The organism is Chryseobacterium sp. Tr-659 (assembly GCF_011752975.1).
Lineage (GTDB): Bacteria > Bacteroidota > Bacteroidia > Flavobacteriales > Weeksellaceae > Chryseobacterium.
Map to the genome: position 1 here is coordinate 105,838 of NZ_VWWP01000009.1, position 24,173 is coordinate 130,010.

A 24,173-nucleotide genomic window follows, 5' to 3' on the forward strand; every position below is an offset into this window, starting at 1 on the left:
TTTGTTTGATGATTACTTCTTCACAGAAACAATATAATCATAAACCCATTGGTGCTGCTCATCCGTTAACTTTGCTTTAGGAGCCATCGAATTCATGATACCAACCCACTGTACAGGATTGTGAGAGGTGGGATCAGGCAATTTATGGCACTTTGCACAGGAATTTTCAAAAATCGTTTTTCCCTGGGCGATCTGTTCCGCAGTAGACGTTGAAGTTCCTGGAGTAGCAGTGGATGTAGAAGCTTTTGGCGTACAGGAAACCAGCAATATACCGGTAAACGAAGCCGAAGCAATGAGTTTTTTCATGTTTCTTATTTTTGATATATAACAAATGTAATAAATTCCTCAACCCGTTGATACGACGCAGTCTAGTTTTAATTTAGAAGAAATAAAAATTAAATAAATCCAAAATCAGTAATTGTAAATTGATGAATTTCACCCCTTTTGTTCTATCAATATTTAGCGGCTATTGATCATTCCCATTTTAATTATTAATTTTGAATCAATGAAATTTTCTACAGAAGAGCTAATAGAAGGAATACAGTCAGGAAATAAACGCCTGATTGCAAAAGCTATTACATTGGTTGAAAGTAAAAAAGCAGAACACAGAGTACAGGCAGAAGAGCTATTGAAGAAGATAATGCCTTTTACCGGCAACTCTGTCAGAGTCGGGGTAACGGGGGTTCCCGGAGCGGGAAAGTCTACTTTTATTGAAAATTTCGGAATGCTGGTTATTGCTCAAGGCAAAAAAGTAGCGGTACTGGCTATTGACCCAAGTTCTTCAATTAATAAAGGAAGTATTTTAGGGGATAAAACCAGGATGGAAGAACTTGCTAAAGAAGAAAATGCTTTCATACGCCCGTCCCCAAGTTCAGGATTCCTGGGAGGTGTTGCCAATACCACTTTTGAAACCATGATGATCTGTGAAGCAGCAGGTTATGATTATATTTTAATAGAAACCGTTGGAGTAGGACAGTCAGAAGTACTTGTAGCAGATATTACCGATGTTTTTCTGTTTCTGAAAATTATTGGAGGAGGAGACGAGCTTCAGGGGATAAAACGCGGTATCATGGAAATGGTAGACCTTATTTTCATTAATAAAGTAGATCAGGACAATCTTCAGAAAGCTAAGAATACAAGACTGGAGCTAAAAAGAGCACTGGATTTTATACCGCCTAAAGAACAGGGATGGAAAATCCCGGTTTTGCTAGGTTCCGCTTTACATAATGAAGGGTTACAGGATATCTATGATAAAATTTCCGAATTTATTGATCTGAAAAAGAAAACAGGCCGTTTTGGGGAAATCCGTACCCATCAGGCAGAAAAACGTTTTGAATATTGGGTTCAGGAATATATTTTATCCCTGATGAAGAAAAGTAATGCCGTTGAAGAAGCTTATTTGATGCATAAAAAAAATGCTTCAGAGATGGTTTCCAATCCAAGCACTGAAGCAAAATTATTTGTTGAAAAATTTTTGTCAAATGAAAACAGAGGTTAGGGTTTTTCCTTTTCCTGTTTTACCTCACTTTTTGATACATAACCATCGTAGGTGATTGGCTGTCTGTCATTACTTCTCATAGAAACAAAAGCTTTACCGTTTTTATAGATTTCAATGTTCATTTCATCTACATTCTTCACATCATTAGGTTTAATCTTTAAAGTCCAGGTTCCTTTTTTATTCTGAGATTTATTAATGGTAAAATCTTTAGAAGTAAACCTGTAGCTGTTGTCACCTGTATTTCCATAAGTAGGATTGAATAAACGCCCGAAATAAGGCAATACAACATCTAGATTATTTTTACTCACATCAATCGTATAATCCCCATTCAGGTTCAGCATTCTTGTTGCGGTAGCATTCGGCATTGAATTCATGATATTGATGACATCATAATTAGTAGGATTAGCTCTCTGTGCATAGAAGGTAAACTCTTGAGAATTAACCAGATTGTCTACTGTTTTTGGATCTAATGAACCTTGAGATGCACAGCTCTGAAAAAAGAACAGAAACCCAAAGATCATCAGAAGAGAAATATACTTTTTCATGATGGATATAATTATTAAATTTAAACAGCAAAATGTATGCAAATATATTCTTTCTAAAATATTTTGGAATAAAAATTGTTAAGGTTGAATTATTAACACTCAAACTATGAAAGTTACACATCTATTTGGAATAGGAGCTATCGCTCTGTCGGCCGTTGCCTGTACTACAAACCCGATAACGGGAAGATCTTCTTTACAGCTGGCCAACAATTCAGAAATTTTAACAATGTCTGCACAGGAATACAAGACGACATTGTCTAAAGGTAAAGTGATTACCGGTACAGCAGATGCAAAGAGAGTGGTAAATGTAGGGAACAGAATTAAGAGCGCAGCAGAAAGATATTATCAAAGTATAGGGAGATCAGCAGATCTTGCCAATTACAACTGGGAATTCAATCTTCTGCAAAGCAATGAATTGAATGCTTGGTGTATGCCTGGAGGTAAAGTGGCTGTTTACACAGGGATTTTACCAGTTACGAAAGATGACAACGGACTTGCTGTAGTATTGGGACATGAGGTTTCCCACGCATTGGCTGGCCACGGAAACGAAAGAATCTCTCAGGCTATGGTCGCTCAATACGGAGGAGCCATTTTAGGAGGAACCATTTCCAATTCACAATGGGCAAGTATTTTCCAGAAGGTATATCCTATCGGTTCGCAGGTTGCTTTATTAAAATATGGAAGAGGTCAGGAATCTGAAGCAGATGAAATGGGGCTTTACCTGATGTCTATGGCAGGATATGATCCAAGAGCTGCAATACCTTTCTGGAATAGAATGGAAGCTGCATCTTCAGGGGCAAGACAGCCGGAATTCTTATCCACTCACCCTAATCCGGAAACGAGGATTGCAGATATCAATAAAGATCTTCCAAAAGCTTTGGAATATTATAAGGCTGCGGGAGGAAAAATATAATTAGAATTTTAATCTTGAGTAAGGCCTTATTAAATTTTTAGTAAATTTGGTAAGGCTTTTTTATGTAACCACCTAAACACAATATTATGAAGAGTTTATCAATCACAGGACTTATACTTTTAGCGGTTTCAGCTTTACTTTTCTACCTGACAACAGATTTTGCCGTAGAACAGATTAAAATTTCTCACATTATGGGAATGATGGCCGGAGTTGGGATAGGTCTTATCATTGGAGGAATGGTAGGATACTTAAGCAAAGGAAGTGCTATAAAAGCAGAGCAGAAGAAAAAAGAATTCAAACAGCTGCAGAAAGAAAAAGAAGAGCTTGAAAAACAAGCTGCAGATATTGCTAAGCGCCAGGCTGAGCTTGAAAATCAAAATAAAAACCCTCAGATATAAAATCCGAGGGTTTAAAGTTGTTATTTTCGATAATTGATTAAAATTTATATCCCAAACCTACCATAAATAAGTTAGGTCTGTTGTCGTATCTGATTTCCGAACCGGAAACTTTGTTAATGAAGTTTCTTTCATCTTTGCTGAAAGCCCCTTCATATTTTGCATTGATGATAAGCTTTTTAATTTCAAGCTGAGCTCCAAACTGATACCCTACTGTAAAATCATTTTTAGCATTTTCTTTAAAGTCATTGTACGTATTGTCTTTGCTTAAGTTAAAACTTCCGACAGGTCCTACAAAAACTCCAAGCATATTACCTAAAAGGTTATATCCCAAAAGAACAGGAACATCAATACGGTTACTTTTCACATCGAAAGTAGTATTTTCCGTAGTGAACTCATTCTTGAAATGAGTATAATAAATCTCCGGCATCACAAATAATGAAGTAGGAAGACCTACTTTTAATGAAAGCCCCACATTGAAACCTACATTATTTTTCCCTGTTCCGTTAATTGCATCATTTACGGTTCCTTTAATATTTGACCATGATGGAGAACCGGTAGGAAAAATTAAGTTGGCTTTACCTGCCAGTGAAATCTGCGCGGAAGCCCACATTGAAAACCCTATTAACGCTATACTAAGTACCTTTTTCATTATCGTCTATTTTTGTAATTGTATTTTCAATAGTTTTATTATTCTCAAGTAAATATTCCCGCAGTTCTTTAAACAGTTCTGAAGAATAAACGAAATCGATCAGGTTTTTATTGCCTGCCGTAATGAGAATATCTTTATTACCTTCCCATTCCTTGATTCCCAGTCTCAGGTATACAATTTTCTCGCCAATCGTCATTACAGAGTTCATATCGTGGGTGTTGATGATGGTTGTTGTATTGTATTCTTTTGTGATTTCGTAAAGAAGATCATCAATGACTTTTGAGGTATACGGGTCAAGTCCCGAGTTAGGTTCATCGCAGAACAGATATTTAGGGTTGTTCACAATTGCTCTTGCAATAGCTACCCTTTTTTGCATTCCTCCTGAGATTTCAGACGGAAATTTTCTCTCTGCTTTGTCAAGATGTACTCTTCCGATTACTTCAAAAACCCTTTTCTTTTTTTCTCTGTAAGTAAGGTTGGTGAACATATCAAGAGGAAACATGATATTTTCCTCTACTGTTAAGGAATCAAATAAAGCGCTTCCCTGAAATACGGTTCCGATTTCTGAACGCAGATGCTGTTTTTCTTCTCGGTTCATCGTATTGACGTCTTTACCATCAAACAAGATTTCCCCGGATGACGGCAAATAAACATTCAGTAAACTTTTAAGAAAAACTGTTTTCCCGGAACCACTCTGCCCAATGATCAGGTTTACCTTTCCTTTATCAAATGAAGTTGAAATTCCCTTAAGTACTTCAACATCGCCAAAACTTTTCTTAAGATCTTTTACCTCAATCATCAGCTTAATATTAATTGGGTTAAAATTAATTCGGAAATGATAATGAATACCATTGTCCATACCACCGCCTGCGTACTGGCTCTACCTACTTCCAGGGATCCTCCCTTTACAAAATATCCGAAGTAAGAAGGAACAGTTGCAATGATGAAAGCAAACACCAATGTTTTTAAGAATGCATAATAAACAAATAGGTTGGGCATATACATCTGGATCCCGACGATATAATCGTTTTCCGTCCAGTTTCCGGTAAGGATTCCCGCAATATATCCTCCGCCAATACCAAATACAATACTAATGGCAATTAATAGAGGATTGAAAATGACACAGGCTATGATTTTTGGAAATATCAGAAAATTGGGAGAGTTTACTCCCATAATATCCAAAGCATCGATTTGTTCAGAAACCCTCATAGTTCCAATACTGGAAGCAATATATGATCCCACTTTACCTGCTAAGATAAGACTGATAATAGTAGGTGCAAATTCCAGAACCAATACCGCTTTCGTAGCATATCCTACAAATGAAGGAGGAATAGGAAATGAAGATGCATCAAAGTTGTTGAACATCTGAATAGCGACTACAGCCCCCACGAATATTGAGGTGAAGACTACAAGCCCGAAAGAATTTACTCCCAAATCATTAATTTCTCTCATGAACAGCTTCCAGAAAACCCTCATTTTCTGAGGCTTCTGTAGGGATTTCCCTAAAAGGATAATGTATTCCCCTACTGCTGTGAAAAACTTTTTTAACATACTGCTAAATTAGACTTTTTTATTGAATTAGGCTAGGGTTGAATATAAGACCGGAGTTTAGATTTGTGTTAAAATTTTCACCGTTTTTCCCTAAACCTGAATTTTATTTTGCATTTTTATCTCCGCCGATAACCAGTAAAACGGTTTTTAAAATAATTACAAGATCCAGTACAAAACTCCAGTTTCTTACATAGAATGCATCTGCCAGAACTCTTTTTTTCATTTCAACCTCCACATCTCCGGAGTCTCCACGAAGTCCGTTTACCTGTGCTAGGCCTGTGATTCCTGGACTAACCATGCTTCTTAAGCTGTATCTTCCGATTTTCGGTTTGTAATAATTGTCAACAGCCAGCATATGAGGACGCGGGCCTACCACAGACATTTCCCCTTTCAATACATTAACGAACTGTGGAAGTTCATCAAGGCTGGTCTTTCTTAAAAATTTTCCTATTTTGGTAATCCTTGAATCATTTACCGATGTGGTTTTTGTAGCAGATTCCTCATTCACAACCATGGTTCTGAATTTAATACAGCTGAATACCTCTTCATGGAAACCATATCTTTTCTGAAGAAAGAAAACAGGGCCTTTAGAGGTTGTCTTGATTAAAATGGCGAGGATAGGGAATACCCAGGAACAAACAAATACCAGTATAATAATAGAAAAGAAAATGTCAAATGTTCTTTTCATCAGGAAATTAGAATAATAATCTAAAGGATATCTGGCCTGATTAAGAACAGGCTGTGTCTGTATATATCCCAAATCATAAAGGAAAAAATCACTTTGTGTAATACTTGGGATCAAGGAGATATGAATTTTATTATCTTCCGCCAGCCTGAATATTTCATTTTCCGTTCGCTCACCATAAGAATTTTCTGCAGATAAAAACAGGGTATGAATTCCGTTTTTCTTCCAAAAAGAGACAAGTTCACTTATATTGAAATCAGAGCCTTCATAATCAAATATTCTGTATCCGTAATCTTTACGATCTATAAATATATTTTTTAGGATTTCTGTGGAATTATTGTCTCCCAGAAACATTACGTTTCTGTAGTTGATCCCCAGAGACCGGAAATACTTGATAGCGAAATAAATCAATGATTTTGCCAGGAAAATGAAGGCAAAAAGATAAAACGAAAGCCAGTAAATATCCGAATTGAAAAATACATTATTGCTTACCTTTCCTATAAGCAGAACGCCAAGGATAAAAAGCAGGAAATGAATTAAAAGGCGTTCAAGAAACAAGGTATACGTAAGGTTTCTGGGAATATTGTAAATTTTTGTCCTACCGCTCAGAAGCACCCAGAACAAAAACAACAAAATCAGAGAAAAGACATTCTGATACCAGGTTTCCTTATTGTATTTTAAGCTTTCGTTTCTGCTTATAAAAAAGAATATAAAGATAGATGCAATAACCATGAGGTCAAGCAAAATAATGATCGATTTCAGGTATCTAGAGTATCGAATTCTCTGCATCTATCGGTGTTATAACGGATACGGTCAGCTAATGTACGTAATTTTACGGGATATTGAGATATTTATGAGTTTGAACCGAAGCCTGCCATTCCGGGTGTTCCAGAATGAAGTCTGTGATCTTAGGGTACATATCATTTCTTTTGCTCCATTCACTCTGAAGATAAAGCTTACAGTTTTCCGAAACTTTTGAAGCTTGCTCCTGGGCAAATGTAAAATCGTGCTGATTGAAAATGATTACCTTAAGCTCATTGGCCTTCTGATAAATCTCTTCTTTCGGTAATCCTGTTTTCTTTGGAGAAAGGGTAATCCAGTCCAGATGTCCGCTCATAGGATATGCTCCCGACGTTTCAATATGAACGGTACAACCCAGTTCTTTCAATTTTGAAGTAAGGATTTCTAAATTCCACATCAAAGGTTCGCCGCCTGTCAGAACAATGGTTTTACAATGTTTTGCTGCTGTTTCTGCAATTTCTTCTGTGCTCATCAAAGGATGCAGCTCAGGATCCCAGCTTTCTTTTACATCACACCAGTGGCAGCCCACATCACAGCCCCCCAATCTTATGAAATAAGCGGCTTTTCCGGTGTGTGCTCCTTCTCCTTGTAAAGTGTAAAAATGCTCCATCACAGGGAGCATTTTACCTTCTTTTAATAAAATATCTTGTTCTTTATTCATTTTAAAATTAGTCGTTATAGACCGAAGTTTTGTAAGCAATGATGGTGTTTTTCATCAGCATCGCTCTTGTCATTGGGCCTACGCCTCCAGGTACCGGAGTGATCCAGCCGGCTTTTGCGGCACAGCTGTCAAAATCTACGTCACCTGCAAGATAATATCCTTTCGGAGAGTCATTATCTACTCTGGTAATACCCACATCAACGATTACTGCTCCTTCTTTGATCATATCTCCTTTTAAGAAGTGAGGATCACCTAAAGCGGTAATAACGATGTCTGCTTTTCTTGTATATTCTTCAATGTCTTTTGTATAGGAGTGTGTAAGGGTAACGGTAGAGTTTCCGGGGAAATCTTTTCTTCCCATCAGAATACTCATCGGTCTTCCTACAATTTTACTTCTTCCGATGATGACACAGTCTTTTCCTTTGGTTTCAATATTGTATCTTTCCAATAATGTTAAGATTCCGAAAGGAGTTGCCGGCAAGAAAGTATCCATTTCAAGAGCCATTTTTCCGAAATTTTCAGGGTGGAAACCATCCACGTCTTTTCTAGGATCAATAGCATTAATGATCTTTTCCTGATCGATTTGATCCGGTAAAGGCAGCTGTACAATAAATCCGTCAACTGCTTTAGACTTATTGAGTTCATCAATTTTTTCCAATAGCTCAGATTCGGACACAGTGCTTGGAAATTTAATTAAGCTGGATTGAAATCCTACTTCCTCACAGTCTTTCACTTTAGCGTTCACATAAGCTTTACTGGCTCCATTGTTTCCTACAAGAATAGCAACCAAATGGGGAGCTCTTCTCTTATTTTCAAGGATTTTTTCAACTTCAGCCTTGATCTCTGCTTTTATTTCTTTGGATACTTTAAGTCCGTCAAGAATTTCTGCCATTTTTACTTTATTTAGATTTAATTTTTTCGAATACTACAATATCCTGAAATTCATCAGCGTCTTCTTTTTTTATGTCATTTCTCCAGAACCCTCCCTGTATGGCTACTACTTTCATGCCCGCATCATGTGCAATTTGGTCTAATAATGAGGTGCTGATAGCAATGTTGGCCGCCGTTACTTTGTTATCCATTAATCTATACCCATCATACTGATATGGAAAATGCATACTGCCAACTTCTACCTTAGAATCATCATATAAGAAAAACGTTGCTAAACACTGTCCATCATTTTTTAAAACCCTACTAATCTCCTTCAGATATTGTTTAATTTCTGGGATCTGCATGTGTGTGAATACAGAAAACAAAAATGTTTTATCAAACTGGGCATTGTCATAAGGGAAGATAAAATTCTCAGCTTTTTCGCTGAAAGTATTATACAGATCATTGTAAATGGGTGTAAACTTAAAGGTGAAGTTCGGATATTTTTTCTGAATATGTTTTTGACACCATTTAACTCCTTTTTCCACCGCATCAAAACCATCATAAGTTCCCTTGTCTATAAATCCTGAAAGTGCAACCGCAGTTCTACCAATTCCGCATCCTATATCTAAAACATGGTCAGTGTTTTTAAGGTCGATATATTTTTTTAGAGCATTCATTTGACGGATTCCATGAGGGATAAAGTCACTATTTCCTACATAAATATCTCCTTTTTTAGGCTCGTTTTTAGCTCTTTTTCCCGAGATTCCTTCATAGAAATCTATAGGGAAATAATAAATTTTTCTTCCTAAAAGTCTAAGAGTAGGAGGTAGTTTATAATAATATGATCGTAATGAAGACATCTGTTATTTGTTTCTTTTATAGTAACTGATCAGTCCATTGGTTGAGCTGTCATGAGAATGTACAGCTTCGTTATTTTCAAGCTCTGGAAGAATTTTATTAGCTAAAACTTTTCCTAATTCCACACCGAACTGGTCAAAACTGAAAATGTTCCAGATTACTCCCTGAACGAAAATTTTATGCTCGTACATTGCAATTAACTGGCCCAGAGTGAAAGGTGTTAATTCTTTGAATAATATAGAGTTAGTAGGTGTGTTTCCGTGGAAGACCTTAAAGTTGATCAGTCTGTCTATTTCTTCATCGGATTTTCCAGCATTTTTTAATTCTTCTTCCACTTCCTCTTCCAGTTTTCCGAAAGCAAGGGCCTCAGTTTGCGCAAAGAAATTAGCTAATAGTTTTTCCTGATGGTCAGAAACCTCATTACAGCTTTTTACATACGCAATAAAGTCTGCCGGAATTAATTCCGTACCCTGGTGGATCAACTGATAGAATGCATGCTGGCCATTTGTACCAGGTTCTCCCCAAATAATTGGTCCTGTTTCATATTCTACAAACTCGCCGTTTCTGTCGACGCATTTTCCGTTGCTTTCCATATCTCCCTGTTGAAGATAGGCAGCAAATCTGTCCAGATATTGAGAGTAAGGTAAGATCGCATAGCTTGTTGCCGCATAGAAATTACGGTACCAGATTCCTAGAAGTCCCATTAATACAGGAACGTTCTCAGAGAAATCAGCAGTCTGGAAATGCTGGTCAGTATCAAAAGCTCCTCTTAAAAGCTGTTCAAAATTTTCATATCCTACAGAAAGTACAATACTCAATCCAATAGCGCTCCAAAGGGAATATCTTCCGCCTACCCAATCCCAGAATTCGAAAATATTTTCTTCTGCAATTCCGAATCTTTTAACTTCTTCAATATTAGTAGATAAAGCAACAAAATGCTTGGCTACATCTTCCTGTTTTCCTGCTTTTAGGAACCAGTCTTTAGCAGAGTTCGCATTGGTCATCGTTTCCTGTGTTGTAAACGTTTTGGAAGCAATGATAAATAAAGTGGTTTCCGGATTTAAGTTTTTAACAACTTCTGCGATATGATTACCATCTACATTGGAAACAAAATGGACATCAAGTCTTGTTTTAAAATGCTTCAAAGCCGAGCAAACCATTACCGGGCCAAGGTCTGAACCGCCGATTCCGATATTTACCACATCAGTAATCTCTTTTCCGCTGAAACCTTTGTGTTCTCCTGAAATAATTTTTTCAGAAAAAGATTTCATATGCTCAAGAACTCTTTTGATCTGGGGTTTTATATTTTCACCATCAACAAGGATCTCACGGTCAGAAAAATCCCTTAACGCTGTGTGCAATACTGCTCTTCCTTCCGTTTCATTGATCTTGTCACCGGAAAACATTCTGGAGATTGCATCTTTTAGCTGGCACTCTTCCGCCAGTTGCAATAAAAGATCCTTTGTTCTTGAATCGATTAAATTTTTAGAATAATCAAAAAGGTAATTGTCCTTTTGGATTGACAATTCATTAAAACGATTCGGATTGTATTGGAAAAGACTTCTCAGATCAAAGTCGTTTCCTGCAAAATGTTCATCAAGAGCTTTCCAGCTGTTAGTTTGTATAGGATTTATTTTTGATAGCATATTCAGGGATTTATTGGGTTCAGAAAATCATACATTGGATAGAATTTTTTTTAAAATCCTTAATGATTTATTTCTGATTTGCAAATTTAAGGAAAAATAAAACCTCAGATAAATTTGAAGATGATAAATAACATTTTTTTAAAAAACAAAACCTCAGATGTGATCCGAGGCTGTATAAAAATACTTTGAGAAACGATATCCGGAGTATTATTCATCTATTTCATTCAGAATGTTTTCCAGTTGGATAGCACTTTTTCCATAAGTATATTTCGTCCATAACACGATACTTGTAATAGTGGTTAAAGTTCCTAGTAATACGAGAATAATGATAAACTGTTGATAAGATCCGGGAATTTCTGATAACGATTTTCCATGTTCTTCCATGAGATTATAGATAATAAGCCCTATGGTTACCAGAAAATGAGGGAGCAATAAAAATCCGAATGACTGATATCTCTCCATGTTTAAACGAAGTTCATGATAAATCTTCCAAAGACTGTTTTTAGTATTTCCTGTATAAAGTTCCGTTTGTTTATAAAATTGATAGAAACCTCGGAGATAATAAGACGATATAACCACCATCATCACATAAGATACATAATAAATAAGATATTGTGAAGAATGAAATTTAAATTGGAACGGAAAAAATGCCATAAGAATAATAGCAATAATCTGTAATGGGAATTCTCTTTTCATATTCTTTTGAATCTTTTCTATAGGATGTTTACTTTCCTTTAAGTGTTTTATGGTGTCTGGAATATGAACGTTGCCGTCTTCTTTATTCCATTGTTCTTTTAACTGATCAAAATTCATAACCTGATTTTTTTATAATTTGCTGTATTTTCTCTTTTGTTCTGTTGAGTTTTACACGGGCATTACCCTCACTGATACCCAGATTGTTTCCAATTTCCTGATGTGACATTCCTTCCATGAAATAAAATATAACGGCTTTCTCTAAAGAATTCAGTTCTTGTACCGCGCTGTAGAAAACTTCGAGCTGTTTGTCCCTGGTTGGATTATAATCTTCCTGTTGTACCTCAAAATGATGAGGAACATCAGTATGATTATTGAATCTCTGTTTTTCTTTTTTTAAAAAAGTAATGGCAGTATTAATGGCAACACGATACATCCAGGTAGAAAATTCACTGTTTCCTTTAAAGTTCTGATAAGATTTCCAGAGCTGAATAAGAATTTCCTGCTGCAGATCTTCCCGGTCTTTTACAGAATCTGCGTAGATACGGGAGGCTTTGTATAAAATGCCTTTGTGTTGGTTAATAAGCTTTAAAAAAGCTGCTTCATCTGGATTGCTCACAATAGTTTCATGGTTAATTATTATTATAGGCTTGATACAGGTTTTACAATATAGCCTTTTGCTTTTAAAAGGGGAATAATGCCATTCTCACCCATTAAATGAGATCCACCTACCGCAAATAATGAACTGCCTTTCATCATCATTTCAGGCATTACCTGTACCCAGTTATTATTTCTGTCTGTAAGCATTGCTTTTTCCTGTTGGGAGTTCATAAATCTTTCATCCTTAAAAAGAGTATAAAGTGATGCGGCATCTTCATTTTTAAAGGCATTTATCATTTGCTTGAATAAGATTTCATATTCTTTACTCATTTTGAGCTGCGCGATTGTACTCTTCAGATCGTAAGCTTTGTTGATGGATTTCATTTGATCATTTACTTTTTCCAGCCCTCTGATGTTCTTTTTATCCTTCATTGCCTTTTGGAGAAGTTCCATTTCATACAGTTTTATTTCTGTTTGAGGGCATGGGATGGCTTTGGTTGTTAAAAGAGAATAAAGTGCCTGTGGGCTTGAAGAGTCTATGCTTTTCAGATCAGTTCCGTAATCAGCCAGAATTTTATTCAGTTCTTTGGCATCATCGGCAGAAAGCTGGTCAGAAATCTTTTTATCTGTCTGGTACATTTTCTGGAGTGCCTGAATTTCATTCGGATCAGTGTAATTAATCTCCATGACCAGATTCTCTGATGTTTCAAGAGCTTTCAATACTTTGGGCTTTATTTCAAAATCTTTACTGCATAAGATATGGAAAGTTCCGGTAATATAAGACGGCTTTGAAAGTCCGTTTCCTGAAACTTCCCAAAGTATACTTTTTCCAGTGTCATTATTTTTATTCTGTGCAGCAGCAGAGATGAAATTCACTGATAAGAATGCTGTCAATCCAAGTTTTACTAACGTTTTCATAGTATTGTATTTTTGATTTTTCTGTTCTTTTAATCAGTAGGTAAGGCAGGTGCTGCAATCGTTACAGCTTTTTTTCAAAAAAAATAAAACCTCCCATAAACAGGAGGTTTGTAAAATCTAAAATTATGATGATAACCAATTGGTTAGGAGTGCTTTTTTATTTCTGAATTTTTGTTTGTTCAGGATTTGAAATTTTTCTTTTTCTTAGAAAATAGACTAATGCTGCTGCAATTAATACTATTGGCCATATGTTGATAAGCGCCACAATAATTCTCTGGATGAGATAAAAACCGTAAACAAAACTGTCCTTTGCATCATAGATGAAATTGTATTTATATTTATTATCAATGCTTGTAGTATTGGTAACAGGAATTTCGGCAATGCGCAACTGAGGTTCTCTGATATAAATATCTATGGTGCTGTACTTAAGATCGTCTGTCATATTCATGCTTGACAGCTTTTGAAGATTCCCTTCAGACATATTCTTGTCGTCCAGGATTACTTTGTCTTTGTTGGTTTTTAATTGATCGATGTTCTCAGAGGTTTTTTGATTTCTTTTCCCTTCCAGCTCAGAATATTTGATATTAGCCGTCACATCTTCTGCGTTGATGGATCTTGAATTAAGGAATAGCTTGTTATTATTGATCGCTGTTAAAAGCTCTCCCAGTTTTTCAGTGGGAATACGCACCTGCATTGTGTTTTCAGTTTGATACTTTTTTACCAGCATGGCTTCTTGGCTGGAAGTGTTGTAAGTATCCTCAGAAATAACATTGCTATGAAGATTGCTGTTGGTAACAAATCCTCCAAGTTCCTGAACAGATTTTTCAATAGCAATGGTTGCATTATAAACATCCTTTACCTCCATGCTCACATCCGCTGTTTTGATGAATTGTTTGTCTTTTACTTTCATATGGGCAACAGATGAAATACTGTCGGAGACTATAGCTGCTGCAGAGTCTGTGGTCGCATAGGCTTCAAGATCATTAGCGGAAACTTCTCCTTTTTTACATGAATAGATGCCTAATAAAACAATAGCTGATAATGATAATTTAATGTAAGTGGTTTTCATAACGTTGATTTTTAATGTTTTGCTTGATTCAAAGTTCAGGCAGGATCTTTTGTAATGCTTGAAAATCAAAAGTAAAAAGCTTGTAAACGGAATGTTCTGTTTTAATTAATTGAAAATAAGTGTTTTGTAAAATCTTAACGAAGGCAAATACTTTTTTCGGAGTAATTTTTGCTTATCTTTTACAAACCAAAACTACAATCTATCATTATGTCAAATACCTTTTCCAAAATCAGAAACGCAATAGAATTATTCAGATCCATAGATTTTGATCAGCTAAGTACCATTTCTAAGAAAGTGGATCTTCCCAAATTGATGCAAAACTTTTCTGAACTGGATGATAAACAGCTTTCCGGACTTATGAAAATGCTTGATCCGGAAAAGAAAAAGAAAGAACTGCCTCCTATTGATGGTGATTTTTACGATATCTATCATACCCTAAGCCCTGAACAGCGTGAAATTCAGCTTAAAGTAAGAGCGTTTATGGAAAAAGAAGTAAAACCGCTGGTTAATCATTATTGGCTGAGAGATGAATTTCCTTTTGAGCTGATCCCTAAATTTCAGAAACTGAATATCTGCGGTGTCACTTATGAAGGATACGGCTGTCCGGGAATGCCTTTTTTAATGGAGGGAGTTATTGCAATGGAAATGGCGAGAATTGATGCCTCTATTGCGACTTTCTTTGGAGTACAGTCTGGTCTGGCAATGGGATCTATTTATATATGCGGTTCAGAAGAACAGAAACAGAAGTGGCTTCCACAAATGCAGAAATTTGAAAAAATTGGAGCCTTTGGTCTGACAGAACCTGAGGTAGGTTCCGGAGCAGCAGGTGGATTAACAGTAACCTGCAAAAAAACACCTGAAGGCTGGCTGCTTAATGGACAAAAGAAATGGATCGGGAATGCCACTTTTGCAGATCTGATTATTATCTGGGCAAGAGATCTGGATAGTGGTGAAGTGAAAGGGTTTATTGTGGAAAAGGATAATCCGGGCTATTCCGTAGAAAAAATCAAAGGAAAAATGGCACTTAGGATTGTTCAGAACGGATTGATAACTCTAAAAGACTGTCTGGTTACTGAAGAAAATCGTTTGCAGAACGCCAACTCATTTAAAGATACGGGAAAAGTCCTAAGAATGACGAGGGCTGGGGTTGCATGGATGGCCACTGGTTGTGCGAGAGGAGCCTATGAAAGCGCTTTGGATTATACCAGAAAAAGGGAGCAGTTCGGGAAGCCTATTGCCTCATTTCAGATGATTCAGGGACATCTTGTGGAAATGTTATCCAATCTTACAGCCATGCAAACCATGGTTTTCAGATTATCAGAAATGCAGGATGAAGGCATTTTGAAAGATGAGCACGCTTCTCTGGCCAAAGTCTTCTGTACGTTGAGAACAAGAGATATTGTGTCCAGAGCCAGAGAAGTAATGGGTGGAAACGGAATCCTGCTGGAATATGATGTAGCACGATTTGTAGCAGATGCGGAAGCTATCTATTCTTACGAAGGAACAAAAGAAATCAATTCGCTCATTGTAGGACGATCAATTACAGGATTCAGTGCTTTTATATAGATAAGGATGTTAAGCCGCACTTGAATTATTAATTAATTTCTCACTGTTGTAATTCATTAAACAGACAAAAGGGCCATAATAATAAATAATTCCGGATTATATTTTCCGGAATTATTGGTTGTAAGTTTATATACTGAATTTTATTCAACTAAATGTTTATATTTTTCTCTGTTATCAATCAGTATCCAGATATTGATCAGCAATAATATCCCGGATATGGTGATGCCTGTGGATGAAGGATCTCTGAATACATTATGAATTACAATTCCCGTCAGAACAGGAAGAATAATGATCGCGCCCAGAGCTCTTGTTTTTGGAAAGATAAACAGCAGTCCACCGATAACCTCTACAACTCCCACTAATGGTAGCAGCCAGCCTATTTCACCGAAAGCGGTATACATTTTTATCTGAGCTTCCGTAAGTTTCGGGGCCGGATTATAATGAAAAAATTTGTCTAGCCCTGCATTGATAAACATAAGCCCGAATAAAAGGCAAAGAATGAATTTTATAACTTTCATGATTGATGATTTTATATCAAATGTAAAATAAAAATATGATCTGATTATTGATTTTAAATAAAATGTCATATAGTTTATTGTTAAAGTTGAGTTAATGCTGTTTTTTGTGTAATTATATTAATTTTATTTTTCTATATTAGATAATCTAATAGAATTAATAATCATTATGTTGAAAAATCTTAAAAAATTAAACCGATTGAATTTAAGAGAAATTCATGGAGGTATCGAAAAATGTGATATCGGGCCAATTGGCTGCCCATGTAAAATTCCACCAGGTGATCCTTGTTTAGGAGGCCCGGGAGGTCCTGGAGGTCCCGGAGGAGGTTCGGATTACGGATACTGTCCTGATAATCAATCTTATATTCTTTGCACGGAAACCTGCCCGAATGGAATGAGCCCTCTGTGTGCTCTTTCATAATAAGATAAAAAGACTGCTTTTTTAAGGCAGTCTTTTCATTTATAGTTTAAAAAGCATGAGTAATCATCACTTATTATTGATTCTCATGATCTGTTAGTCCATTTCCTTTAGCGTAATATTCTTAGAGATTTTATAGCTTTTCTTCTTTTTGTTGGGCTTTTGCTCTTCTCCAAGTAATCTTCCCCAAGGTTTAAGATCATCCACTCTTTCACAGATAATTTTAATAATTGCAATAGCTGGTATGCACAGGAACATTCCTGCAATTCCCCAAAGATGTTCTCCCAAAAGAATTCCTATAAATGAAAATAATGCATTGATTTTCACTCTGGAACCTACTACAAATGGCAGGATAATGTTTCCATCAACAGCATGTATACCAATATAGCCGATAGCAACATAAATACATGTTGAAGGGCTGGCAGTAGCAAATGCGATAAAACATGAAATAATAAGGGACATAAAAATTCCCAGATATGGAATTACATTTAACAAACCGGTTAGAACAGCCAGAAGAATAGCATATTTTACACCTAATACGGTAAGAACAATAGAAGTAAGAATAGACACAATGATAACCTGAAGGCAGAGTCCGAAGATATATTTCTTGGTCATGATGCGGATCTCATTTACAGCTTCCTGTACGCTGGCCTTATGTCTTTCATTAAACACAGTAACGATGAAGTTATTCAAAAGTCTTCTGTAGTTTAAGATAAAGATAAAGAATAAGGTAAAGAATATAATAAAACCAAATCCTGTTGAAAATATCCCAAATGTGAAGCCTAAAATAGCCCCGGAAGAAGATAATAACTTATTCAATCCCTGGTTGATATAATCTACTTGTTCATCTACCTTTACATTAAATGTTCGGGATACCCAATGTTGAACATTATTGAAAACCGTAGTAAACTGCTCTCTGAGATGCGGAAGATCCTTACTGAAATCAGATAACTGATTGGTAAAGAAATAAATAATTCCACTTAAAATGATCAGCATGATGAAGACGGATGTCATCGTAGACATAGATCTAGGGAACCTTAACTTTCTTTCCATGAAAGTTGCAGCGGGTAAAAAGAGCATGGCCATTAAGAACGCGAAAAAAAACGGAGCTAAAATGCTCTGCCCCAATGCCAGAAGATAGCCGAGTCCGATAGCGGAAACAACAACAAGGGTCAGCTTGACAAGGAAAGGAAGTCTAAGAAAGTTCATAATTTAAAATCTGCAGTGTGGAATAAAAATAAGAAAACCCTCTTGAATTGAAAAATTTTTTCTTCAATCCTATGGGATTTTTTGGAATGGCAGCAAATTTTATTCCACCGGATGTTAAATAAAATACTTTTATATAAAAAGAGAAACACGCTCCGGCAGCCGGAACGTGTTTCTTATTGAGAAGTTAATATGTTAATAAGTTGTTTTATTTTTCTATGGCAATATCAATTACCTCCTCCATTCTGTTAACGTAGTGAACTTTCAGGTTTTTTAAATAATCTTTTTTGATCTCCTCTACATCCTTTCTGTTAGCTTCACAAAGGATTACATCCTTAATTCCGGCTCTGGTAGCGGCAAGAAGCTTTTCTTTAATTCCTCCTACAGGAAGTACTTTACCTCTTAAAGTGATTTCCCCGGTCATTGCAAGGTGAGGCTTCACTTTTTTATTTTTAAAAGAAGAAACCATAGACGTAAGCATCGCAATACCGGCAGAAGGTCCGTCTTTAGGTGTTGCACCTTCAGGAACGTGCACGTGTATGTTTTTCTTGTCCAGTTCTTCCTGTGGAATCCCCAACTCATCATGCTTTGCTTTAATATATTCAAGAGCAATAGTAGCAGACTCTTTCATCACTGTACCTAGATTTCCCGTCATGGTTAAAGCACCTTTTCCATTACTTAAAATACTTTCAATATAAAGAATGTCTCCTCCTACACTTGTCCAGGCAAGACCTGTAACAACCCCAGGAACACCGGTAATTTCCGACAAGCTTTTCGGCCTTGGAACCCCAAGGATTTCATCCACTTTTTCAAGAGAGATTTTAGGGTCATATTCTTTTACAAGGGCCGTCTGAAGTGCCACCCATCTCGCAATGGAAGCAATTCTTTTTTCCAGTGTTCTCACTCCGCTTTCCGAAGTATGAGCTTCTATGATATGTTTAAGTTCAGCATTTCCAAGTTTAAATGATTTGGTATCCAGACCATTCTCTTCCTGCTGCTTTTTGATTAAGTGTCTTTTAGCGATCTCAATCTTTTCCTCCAGAGTATAGCCTGCAATCTGAATAATCTCCGTTCTATCCAAAAGAGGAGTTTGTATTGTTGAAAGCGAGTTGGCTGTAGCAATAAACATCACTTTTGATAGATCATAGCCCATCTCAAGGAAGTTGTCGTAAAAAGACTTATTTTGTTCCGGGTCAAGAACTTCAAGAAGTGCAGAGCTTGGATCGCCATGCAAACCTTGTCCTATTTTATCAATTTCGTCAAGAACAATCACAGGATTGGATGTTCCGGACTTTTTGATAGACTGAAGGATTCTTCCCGCCATGGCACCTATATAAGTTTTTCTGTGTCCTCGGATCTCACTTTCATCATGAAGCCCTCCCAGTGATAATCTTACATATTTTCTGCCTAAAGCATCCGCAATGGATTTTCCTAAAGATGTTTTACCAACTCCCGGAGGTCCTACTAATAAAAGAATTGGAGACTTCATGTTGTTTTTTAATTTTAAAACAGCCATATGCTCCAGGATTCTTTTTTTGATATCTTCCAGTCCAAAGTGAGCTTTATCCAGTACTTTTTCAGCCTTTGCAATATCAAAAACATCTTTAGTATAAGTTTCCCATGGAAGATCTGTAAAGAAATCCAGATAGTTTCTCTGTACATTATAATCCGGAGAATTAGGATTCTGACGTTGAAGTCTGCTGATCTCCTTCTGGAAATGTTCTTCCACTTCTATGCTCCATTTTTTTGCTTTAGCCTTGTTAATAAGATCTTCCACATCACTTTCAGGTCCGCCGCCAAGCTCTTCCTGAATCGTTCTGATCTGCTGGTTCAGGAAATATTCTCTCTGCTGTTTATCAAGATCTTTTGAAGTTTTCTGATGAATCTGGTTTCTCAATTCCAGCCTTCTGAAGTCTTCATGCATCATTTCATAGCACTTGTTAGCTCTTTCCATAAGGCTTTTCTCCTCAAGGAGTTTTTGCTTTTCCAGAGAAGGAAAATTAGCATTTGTGCAGATGAAATTTAATAAATCATCATTGTTATTGATGTTTTTGATTGCGAAGTTAGCTGCATTAGGAATATTCGGATCCAGTTCAATGATCTTTAAAGCAAGGTCTTTAACATTTTCCAGCAGTGCTTCATATTCTTCCTGATTTTTAGGCTTGGTATCTTTTAATTTTGATATTTCAGCTCTGAAATAAGGCTGGTTTTCAATGATCTTTTTAATCTTAAACCTGTGGAAACCTTTAGTGATTGCAGTAATATTGCCCTCAGGAAGTTTAATAATCTTAATGATTTTAGCCAAAGTTCCTGTGGTATAGATATCTTTTTCGGCCGGTTGCTCCAAGTCCGAATTTTTCTGGCTTACAATTCCAATAAAATCTCCGTTTTTTTGGGCTTCCTCAAGAAGCTGTATAGAGGTTTTTCTTCCGGCGGTAATAGGAATTACCACATTAGGGAACATAACCATATTTCTTACGGGAAGTATAGGGAATATTTTCTGTTCGGAATTTTTATCAGTCTCTGCGAAGTCGGAAAGATTGATCTCTTCAGTTACGATATCAAATCCGTCGCTGATCATTTCTTCTAAACTAATATCTTCAAATTCTGTCATAATCAATCGAATGACAAATTGTCATTTTCGTTTTTTGTCGTTAAAGGGAATTTTTATAATATGTTCTGAAAACGCGTGGCATATTATAATATTCTTAGAATGCACAATACTTATGCCATTTGTTTTTTACTAAAAAATACGGTCAAAATTTCCTTTTTTAAATAATCTTTGTGTTAAAAAACAAAATAAAGCAGTTCTGTTTCTGTAATTTCTTAAAAATGTGTATTTTCGCAAACTGATAAAAAACTATAATTTATAAAATGGCAATTTTAGGACAGATTAGGAGTAAGCCTTGGCTTTTAATGGGAGTAATAGCCTTAGCGCTTTTGGCGTTTTTGGTGAACCCGGATAGTATTGACAAGGTTTTTGGTAAGAATCCTGATGTTTTAGGAAAAGTAAACGGTGAGAAGATCACCCGCGAAGAGTTCAATGATCAGCTTTTCGTGTTGCAGCAGCAGGCTGAACAGCAAGGTCGCCCGAAAAACGGTCTTGAAGAGCAGGCTTGGCAGTTACTTGTACAATCTAAACTTATCAAACAACAGTTTGAGAAATTGGGCTTTGAAATGACTGATGATTATTTCTGGAGTCAGATCCAGTACGATCAGATGTTCGCTCAGAATCAGCAGTTCTTTGATGAGAAAGGTAACTTTAAAACTCAAGAGCTTAAAAAAGAAATTGAAACATTAAAAAGCACCAACCCACAAGGGTACACACAATGGTTGAAAACAAGAAAGACTATTGAGTACAGATTGATGGCAAGACAGGTGTTTACAAATATTTCAGGAGGTATCACTACAGGTAAGAAAGAAGCCGAAGAATTGATGAAGCAGAGAGATCAGCTTGCAGATATCGACTTCGTGAAAGTAGATTATGCAGCTTATCTTCAAAAAACAAAGATCAACGTTACCACAGAAGATCTTGCTAATTACATCAAACAACATCCTGTAATGTTCAAGGCAGAGCCTAGCAGAAATATCGGTATCGTATATTTCCCTTCCAAGCCTAGTGCAGCAGATGATGCAGCAGCATTGAAAGAAATTACAAAACTATATTCAGGAGGTACAGATGCAAGCGGAGGTACAGAAAACTTCCAGAATACGAAAAACGATTCTATGTTTGTAATGGCTAATTCTGATATGCCTTTCAATCCGCAGTATATGAAGCCTACTCAATTGCCGGCTACTATTCAGGGACAGATTGCTACAGCAGCGATAGGTCAGACTTTTGGTCCATACAAAGAGCAGGATTTCTATGTAGTTTCTAAACTTGTAAACAAAAAGACTTCTGACTCTACTTTATCGAGACACATCCTTATCGCTTTCAAGGGAAGCCCTGCTGGTGAAGGTGTGACAAGAACTAAAGAACAGGCTAAGAAATTAGCAGACTCTATCGGAGCTATTGTAAAAGCAACTCCTGCTAAATTTACAGAGTTCCTTAAGCTATCTAACGATCCAAATTCAGCAGCTCAGGGAGGTAGCTTAGGATGGACAACTCCAGAAACACCTTTCGTTCCGGAGTTCCTTCACTATCTAGCTAACAATCCTAAAGGTGCTACCGGTGTGGTAGAAACGCAGTTCGGTTATCATATCATCAATATTGAAGATAAAAAATCAGGATCAATGGGGTATAAAGTTGCTAACCTTGTGAAAGCAGTCAAACCTTCAGATGCTACTGAAGCTGAAACGGACAAAAAATCAAAAAAATTCATTCAGCAGGTTCAAGGGAAGTCTTTCAACGATTTTGTAAATATTGCTAAAAAAGATAATTACCAGTTTACTAACCCTAAAGCCGCTAAGAGATTTGAAGGACAGCTTCAGGGCTTAGGTACTGAAAAAGACGCTGATATCTTAACTTGGGCTTTCGATAAGAAAAGAGTTAAAGGAGATACAGAACTTTTCACAGTAGACGGAACAGGTGATAAAATTGTAGTTTATCTTAACGGAAAGCAGGATGCAGGTCTTGCAGATCCGGAATCTGTAAGAGATCAGATTGAAGTTATAGTTAAAAATAAACTGGCAGCAAAACAGATTTCTGATAAAATTGCAGCCGCAAAAGCTTCCAGCTTAGATCAGGTAGCTAAATTATTTGCTGCTTCAAAGCAATCAGCTCAGGTTAATCTGCTGAACCCTTCAGTAGCAGGAGCTATGGAGCCTAAAGTTGCCGGTGCAGCATTCGGAGTTGCAAAAGGTAAGCTTTCCAATCCGATTGAAGGAGGAACAGGAGTTTATGTTCTGATCAAAAAATCAGAAACGGTAAACAAACAGCCTGGAGATCTTAAACAGTTTACAGAATCTCTTACTCAGAGAAATTCTGGAATGTTCGGACAGGCTTGGATGAAGAGTCTTCAGGACAATGCAGATATCGAAGATTACAGAATCGAGATCTGGAACAAGCTGGGAAATCAGCAGTAATAAGAAAATCATCTTAACAATATAAAAAGCGACAAAATTTTTTGTCGCTTTTTTGTATTTAACGCAGAACAATAAAGGAAAAGATTTATTTAAAATGTATTATATTTGCTTATTAGAAAAAAATTAGCAAGTGAAGTTCAGTAAAGAATTAAAAGCTGGTGTGATTGCACTTTTAGCTATAGTTGGCTTTGTGGTGTTGTTTCAATTTATGAAAGGGAAAAGCCTTTTTACTACCGATAATATATTTTACGCAAAATATGACAATGTAGAAGGTCTGGCGCAGTCTTCGGCCGTTTCTATCAATGGTCTTAAAGTTGGGCAGGTGGATAAGATTATTCCTTTGACCTCAAAAGACGGTAAAATCAATTTTGTCGTAAAAATTACAGTAGACAACAAATTCGAATTTTCAAAAAATTCATCTCTGGAAATTTTTGAACCCGGATTAATGTCCGGTAAAGAAATGAGAGTAAATCTTGTATACGGAGGTCCTACTGCAAAAGACGGTGACACCTTAAAAGGAGCTTTCAAACTAGGGACGCTGGGAAGCCTTTCTTCTCAGGTAGGTCCTGTGAAAGATCAATTGCAGGTGGTGCTGCATAGAGTAGATTCTCTAATGACTAACGCCAATCTGCTTGTAGATGCTCAAAACAGAGCTGAGATTAAAGCCTTATTATCCAATCTTAACAAAACAGTAAGTGCATTGCAGACTACTGCCGGAAGCGTGAACAGTCTTGTAGGGCACAATGATCCTAAACTTCAAAAAGTATTGGATGATGCAAGTCTTACAATGCAAAGCGGAAAAGTAACCTTAGACAAATACGGAAATCTTGCGGAAAGCATTGATACCAAACAATTGAATGCTACCATTGCCAATCTGGATGTTACTGTTGGAAAACTAAATCAGGTGATTGGCGGAATTGATAAAGGTGAAGGAAGTTTAGGGAAACTGATGAAGGACGAACAGCTTTACAATAATCTGAATTCAGCATCTTCCAATCTGAATTCATTAATTGAGGATATGAAAGCACACCCTAAGAGATATATTAACTTCTCGGTTTTCGGTAAAAATAACAAAGACTAATACG

24 protein-coding genes are annotated in these 24,173 nt (G+C 36.5%); 7 read left to right on the plus strand and 17 right to left on the minus strand.

What is annotated here, in order from left to right; all coding sequences use genetic code 11:
- Nucleotides 1-12 precede the first annotated feature (12 nt).
- The gene (locus tag F3J23_RS18225; protein ID WP_167032376.1) at nucleotides 13-306 is read right to left on the minus strand and encodes a c-type cytochrome; all 294 of its coding nucleotides are present in this window, start codon (nucleotides 304-306) and stop codon (nucleotides 13-15) included.
- Between the two features lie 199 nt (nucleotides 307-505).
- On the opposite strand from F3J23_RS18225, the gene meaB reads away from it, so the two are divergent.
- Nucleotides 506-1,498 carry a methylmalonyl Co-A mutase-associated GTPase MeaB gene (gene meaB, locus F3J23_RS18230; RefSeq protein ID WP_167032379.1) on the plus strand — a complete coding sequence of 331 codons (993 nt, stop codon included), beginning with the start codon at nucleotides 506-508 and terminating at the stop codon, nucleotides 1,496-1,498.
- Here meaB and F3J23_RS18235 read toward each other — a convergent pair.
- Nucleotides 1,495-2,043 carry a DUF4251 domain-containing protein gene (locus F3J23_RS18235; protein WP_167032382.1) on the minus strand — a complete coding sequence of 183 codons (549 nt, stop codon included), beginning with the start codon at nucleotides 2,041-2,043 and terminating at the stop codon, nucleotides 1,495-1,497. The two genes, meaB and F3J23_RS18235, sit on opposite strands and share 4 nt — an antisense overlap.
- A 106-nt stretch (nucleotides 2,044-2,149) precedes the next feature.
- Here F3J23_RS18235 and F3J23_RS18240 point away from each other — a divergent pair, with 106 nt between their 5' ends.
- Together F3J23_RS18240 and F3J23_RS18245 are read left to right on the plus strand one after the other, a co-directional pair.
- Entirely contained in the window at nucleotides 2,150-2,956 is an 807-nt protein-coding gene (locus F3J23_RS18240; RefSeq protein ID WP_167032385.1) for a M48 family metallopeptidase, read from the plus strand.
- Nucleotides 2,957-3,042: 86 nt separating this feature from the next.
- On the plus strand, nucleotides 3,043-3,354 hold the full coding sequence (locus F3J23_RS18245) for a hypothetical protein (RefSeq protein ID WP_167032387.1): 312 nt from the start codon (nucleotides 3,043-3,045) through the stop codon (nucleotides 3,352-3,354).
- 37 nt (nucleotides 3,355-3,391) lie between these two features.
- On the opposite strand, the gene F3J23_RS18250 is transcribed toward F3J23_RS18245, so the two are convergent.
- The 12 genes from F3J23_RS18250 to F3J23_RS18305 all read right to left on the minus strand — a co-directional run bounded on the left by F3J23_RS18250 (nucleotide 3,392) and on the right by F3J23_RS18305 (nucleotide 14,358).
- Nucleotides 3,392-4,003, minus strand: coding sequence for an outer membrane beta-barrel protein (locus tag F3J23_RS18250; protein WP_167032390.1), 612 nt, complete (start codon nucleotides 4,001-4,003; stop codon nucleotides 3,392-3,394).
- Nucleotides 3,987-4,802 carry an ABC transporter ATP-binding protein gene (locus tag F3J23_RS18255; protein WP_167032393.1) on the minus strand — a complete coding sequence of 272 codons (816 nt, stop codon included), beginning with the start codon at nucleotides 4,800-4,802 and terminating at the stop codon, nucleotides 3,987-3,989. The genes F3J23_RS18250 and F3J23_RS18255 overlap by 17 nt, the downstream gene beginning before the upstream one ends.
- On the minus strand, nucleotides 4,802-5,554 hold the full coding sequence (locus tag F3J23_RS18260) for an MlaE family ABC transporter permease (RefSeq protein ID WP_167032396.1): 753 nt from the start codon (nucleotides 5,552-5,554) through the stop codon (nucleotides 4,802-4,804). Before F3J23_RS18260 ends, F3J23_RS18255 begins: the two co-directional genes overlap by 1 nt.
- Nucleotides 5,555-5,657: 103 nt before the next feature.
- Entirely contained in the window at nucleotides 5,658-7,028 is a 1,371-nt protein-coding gene (locus tag F3J23_RS18265; protein WP_167032407.1) for an exopolysaccharide biosynthesis polyprenyl glycosylphosphotransferase, read from the minus strand.
- A gap of 43 nt (nucleotides 7,029-7,071) precedes the next feature.
- Entirely contained in the window at nucleotides 7,072-7,701 is a 630-nt protein-coding gene (locus F3J23_RS18270) for a 7-carboxy-7-deazaguanine synthase QueE (RefSeq protein WP_167032409.1), read from the minus strand.
- A 7-nt stretch (nucleotides 7,702-7,708) separates the two neighbouring features.
- Entirely contained in the window at nucleotides 7,709-8,593 is an 885-nt protein-coding gene (locus F3J23_RS18275) for a bifunctional 5,10-methylenetetrahydrofolate dehydrogenase/5,10-methenyltetrahydrofolate cyclohydrolase (protein ID WP_167032411.1), read from the minus strand.
- A gap of 7 nt (nucleotides 8,594-8,600) precedes the next feature.
- The gene (locus tag F3J23_RS18280) at nucleotides 8,601-9,434 is read right to left on the minus strand and encodes a class I SAM-dependent methyltransferase (protein WP_167032413.1); all 834 of its coding nucleotides are present in this window, start codon (nucleotides 9,432-9,434) and stop codon (nucleotides 8,601-8,603) included.
- 3 nt (nucleotides 9,435-9,437) lie between these two features.
- A complete protein-coding gene (gene pgi / locus F3J23_RS18285) occupies nucleotides 9,438-11,078 on the minus strand; it encodes a glucose-6-phosphate isomerase (RefSeq protein WP_167032415.1) in 1,641 nt (546 codons plus the stop codon).
- Nucleotides 11,079-11,285: 207 nt separating this feature from the next.
- Nucleotides 11,286-11,891, minus strand: coding sequence for a hypothetical protein (locus tag F3J23_RS18290; RefSeq protein WP_167032417.1), 606 nt, complete (start codon nucleotides 11,889-11,891; stop codon nucleotides 11,286-11,288).
- On the minus strand, nucleotides 11,881-12,390 hold the full coding sequence (locus tag F3J23_RS18295) for an RNA polymerase sigma factor (RefSeq protein WP_167032419.1): 510 nt from the start codon (nucleotides 12,388-12,390) through the stop codon (nucleotides 11,881-11,883). Before F3J23_RS18295 ends, F3J23_RS18290 begins: the two co-directional genes overlap by 11 nt.
- Before the next feature lie 23 nt (nucleotides 12,391-12,413).
- Nucleotides 12,414-13,289 (minus strand): TraB/GumN family protein, encoded by an 876-nt coding sequence (locus tag F3J23_RS18300; RefSeq protein WP_167032421.1) that lies wholly within the window; start codon nucleotides 13,287-13,289, stop codon nucleotides 12,414-12,416.
- Nucleotides 13,290-13,446: 157 nt separating this feature from the next.
- A complete protein-coding gene (locus F3J23_RS18305) occupies nucleotides 13,447-14,358 on the minus strand; it encodes a DUF4349 domain-containing protein (protein WP_167032423.1) in 912 nt (303 codons plus the stop codon).
- Between the two features lie 207 nt (nucleotides 14,359-14,565).
- Between F3J23_RS18305 and F3J23_RS18310 the strand changes: the two genes are divergently transcribed.
- The gene (locus F3J23_RS18310) at nucleotides 14,566-15,924 is read left to right on the plus strand and encodes an acyl-CoA dehydrogenase family protein (RefSeq protein ID WP_167032425.1); all 1,359 of its coding nucleotides are present in this window, start codon (nucleotides 14,566-14,568) and stop codon (nucleotides 15,922-15,924) included.
- Nucleotides 15,925-16,064: 140 nt separating this feature from the next.
- Here F3J23_RS18310 and F3J23_RS18315 read toward each other — a convergent pair whose 3' ends face one another.
- A complete protein-coding gene (locus F3J23_RS18315) occupies nucleotides 16,065-16,442 on the minus strand; it encodes a DoxX family protein (RefSeq protein ID WP_167032427.1) in 378 nt (125 codons plus the stop codon).
- A gap of 196 nt (nucleotides 16,443-16,638) precedes the next feature.
- Between F3J23_RS18315 and F3J23_RS18320 the strand changes: the two genes are divergently transcribed.
- Nucleotides 16,639-16,860, plus strand: coding sequence for a hypothetical protein (locus F3J23_RS18320; protein ID WP_167032428.1), 222 nt, complete (start codon nucleotides 16,639-16,641; stop codon nucleotides 16,858-16,860).
- 93 nt (nucleotides 16,861-16,953) lie between these two features.
- Here F3J23_RS18320 and F3J23_RS18325 read toward each other — a convergent pair whose 3' ends face one another.
- Together F3J23_RS18325 and lon are read right to left on the minus strand one after the other, a co-directional pair.
- Nucleotides 16,954-18,066, minus strand: a complete 1,113-nt coding sequence (locus tag F3J23_RS18325) for an AI-2E family transporter (protein ID WP_167032430.1) — start codon at nucleotides 18,064-18,066, stop codon at nucleotides 16,954-16,956.
- Between the two features lie 205 nt (nucleotides 18,067-18,271).
- Nucleotides 18,272-20,677, minus strand: coding sequence for an endopeptidase La (lon, locus tag F3J23_RS18330; protein WP_167032432.1), 2,406 nt, complete (start codon nucleotides 20,675-20,677; stop codon nucleotides 18,272-18,274).
- A gap of 260 nt (nucleotides 20,678-20,937) precedes the next feature.
- Here lon and F3J23_RS18335 point away from each other — a divergent pair, with 260 nt between their 5' ends.
- Together F3J23_RS18335 and F3J23_RS18340 are read left to right on the plus strand one after the other, a co-directional pair.
- Nucleotides 20,938-23,088 carry a peptidylprolyl isomerase gene (locus tag F3J23_RS18335; RefSeq protein ID WP_167032434.1) on the plus strand — a complete coding sequence of 717 codons (2,151 nt, stop codon included), beginning with the start codon at nucleotides 20,938-20,940 and terminating at the stop codon, nucleotides 23,086-23,088.
- A 130-nt stretch (nucleotides 23,089-23,218) separates the two neighbouring features.
- The gene (locus tag F3J23_RS18340) at nucleotides 23,219-24,169 is read left to right on the plus strand and encodes an MlaD family protein (protein WP_167032436.1); all 951 of its coding nucleotides are present in this window, start codon (nucleotides 23,219-23,221) and stop codon (nucleotides 24,167-24,169) included.
- The last annotated feature ends 4 nt before the right edge of the window (nucleotides 24,170-24,173 follow it).

Coding starts and splice junctions, on each gene's coding strand:
- F3J23_RS18225 (WP_167032376.1), bottom strand. CDS start 306: ATGAAAAAACTCATTGCTTCGGCTTCGTTTACCGGTATATTGCTGGTT.
- meaB (WP_167032379.1), top strand. CDS start 506: ATGAAATTTTCTACAGAAGAGCTAATAGAAGGAATACAGTCAGGAAAT.
- F3J23_RS18235 (WP_167032382.1), bottom strand. CDS start 2,043: ATGAAAAAGTATATTTCTCTTCTGATGATCTTTGGGTTTCTGTTCTTT.
- F3J23_RS18240 (WP_167032385.1), top strand. CDS start 2,150: ATGAAAGTTACACATCTATTTGGAATAGGAGCTATCGCTCTGTCGGCC.
- F3J23_RS18245 (WP_167032387.1), top strand. CDS start 3,043: ATGAAGAGTTTATCAATCACAGGACTTATACTTTTAGCGGTTTCAGCT.
- F3J23_RS18250 (WP_167032390.1), bottom strand. CDS start 4,003: ATGAAAAAGGTACTTAGTATAGCGTTAATAGGGTTTTCAATGTGGGCT.
- F3J23_RS18255 (WP_167032393.1), bottom strand. CDS start 4,802: ATGATTGAGGTAAAAGATCTTAAGAAAAGTTTTGGCGATGTTGAAGTA.
- F3J23_RS18260 (WP_167032396.1), bottom strand. CDS start 5,554: ATGTTAAAAAAGTTTTTCACAGCAGTAGGGGAATACATTATCCTTTTA.
- F3J23_RS18265 (WP_167032407.1), bottom strand. CDS start 7,028: ATGCAGAGAATTCGATACTCTAGATACCTGAAATCGATCATTATTTTG.
- F3J23_RS18270 (WP_167032409.1), bottom strand. CDS start 7,701: ATGAATAAAGAACAAGATATTTTATTAAAAGAAGGTAAAATGCTCCCT.
- F3J23_RS18275 (WP_167032411.1), bottom strand. CDS start 8,593: ATGGCAGAAATTCTTGACGGACTTAAAGTATCCAAAGAAATAAAAGCA.
- F3J23_RS18280 (WP_167032413.1), bottom strand. CDS start 9,434: ATGTCTTCATTACGATCATATTATTATAAACTACCTCCTACTCTTAGA.
- pgi (WP_167032415.1), bottom strand. CDS start 11,078: ATGCTATCAAAAATAAATCCTATACAAACTAACAGCTGGAAAGCTCTT.
- F3J23_RS18290 (WP_167032417.1), bottom strand. CDS start 11,891: ATGAATTTTGATCAGTTAAAAGAACAATGGAATAAAGAAGACGGCAAC.
- F3J23_RS18300 (WP_167032421.1), bottom strand. CDS start 13,289: ATGAAAACGTTAGTAAAACTTGGATTGACAGCATTCTTATCAGTGAAT.
- F3J23_RS18305 (WP_167032423.1), bottom strand. CDS start 14,358: ATGAAAACCACTTACATTAAATTATCATTATCAGCTATTGTTTTATTA.
- F3J23_RS18310 (WP_167032425.1), top strand. CDS start 14,566: ATGTCAAATACCTTTTCCAAAATCAGAAACGCAATAGAATTATTCAGA.
- F3J23_RS18315 (WP_167032427.1), bottom strand. CDS start 16,442: ATGAAAGTTATAAAATTCATTCTTTGCCTTTTATTCGGGCTTATGTTT.
- F3J23_RS18325 (WP_167032430.1), bottom strand. CDS start 18,066: ATGAACTTTCTTAGACTTCCTTTCCTTGTCAAGCTGACCCTTGTTGTT.
- lon (WP_167032432.1), bottom strand. CDS start 20,677: ATGACAGAATTTGAAGATATTAGTTTAGAAGAAATGATCAGCGACGGA.
- F3J23_RS18335 (WP_167032434.1), top strand. CDS start 20,938: ATGGCAATTTTAGGACAGATTAGGAGTAAGCCTTGGCTTTTAATGGGA.